Source organism: Komagataeibacter ossonobensis, assembly GCF_057359305.1.
The window spans coordinates 1-1,059 of the sequence record NZ_JBXAYQ010000124.1; the positions used below are offsets into that span (position 1 = coordinate 1).

Annotated in this window: 1 protein-coding gene; it reads left to right on the plus strand. The window is 59.7% G+C overall.

The genetic code is table 11. From position 1 onward, the window contains the following. The first annotated feature begins 94 nt into the window (after window positions 1–94). Window positions 95–1,043 (plus strand): IS630 family transposase gene (locus tag AC1RQ9_RS18990; RefSeq protein WP_240906627.1). Its coding sequence is split into 2 segments (ribosomal slippage): window positions 95–435 and window positions 434–1,043, totalling 951 coding nucleotides; the frame shifts between segments, so codons are not numbered across the junction. Window positions 1,044–1,059 lie beyond the last annotated feature (16 nt).

Sequence of the window (1,059 nt, forward strand, 5' to 3'; positions counted from 1 at the left end):
CTAGAGCATAATCTGATCTAATAGGTTCATTTTAAGATTCCCATACTGGTCGAAATCTGATTCATACTATGTGCCGGTATGGAGGCCGGCCCGTATGACCCGAGCCCTGTCTGCTGACCTTCGCCGCCGCACGATTGCGGCTGTTGCCTCTGGCATGACCCGTCGTGCGGCGGCGGTTCGTTTTGGTGTGTCTTCGTCGAGCGTTATCCGCTGGGTTGCCGAGTGGCAGGCCAGCGGTCGTGACCATGCGCTTAAACAGGGCGGTGATCGCCGTTCTCACCGGATTGAAGCGTGGTCAGCCTTCCTGCTGGCCGCGATTGAAACAAAGGCCGATATTTCCCTTGTCGAACTGGCGGAGACACTTGCAGCGGAACACGGTGTCCGCTTTGCGCCGAGTACGATCTGGCGCTGTCTCGACCGTCACGACATGACCATCAAAAAAAACGGCGCACGCCAGCGAGCAGACACGGCCCGACGTCGCACAGCGGCGCGAGGCCTGGTTTGACAGTCAGCCTGACCTTGATCCGGCCCGTCTGATCTTCATCGACGAAACAGCCGTCTCAACGAAGATGGCCCGCCTGCGGGGGCGGTCACAACGGGGCACGCGCTGTCGGATGTCCGTGCCCCACGGGCACTGGAAAACCACGACGTTCATCGGCGGGCTGCGCCTCTCCGGCATGACAGCACCGATGATGCTGGACGGCCCAATGACCGGCGAATGGTTTGCCGCCTATACCCGCAAGGTGCTCGTTCCAACCCTGTCGCCGGGAGACGTCGTCATTCTGGACAATCTGCCCGCCCATAAAGGAGCCGCTGCCCGCGAGGCTGTGGAGGCAGTCGGCGCCAGGTTGTTGTTCCTGCCGCCCTACAGTCCTGATTTCAACCCGATCGAAAACATCTTCGCCAAAATGAAGGCGTGGATCAGACGGGTGGCACCGCGAACCCTCGACGCTCTTCAAAATACCGTCTGTGGAGCAATTGACGATATCTCTCATCGCCAGGCCGCAGCGTGCTTCACCGCCGCTGGATATGAACCAGACTGATCGGATTATGCTCTAG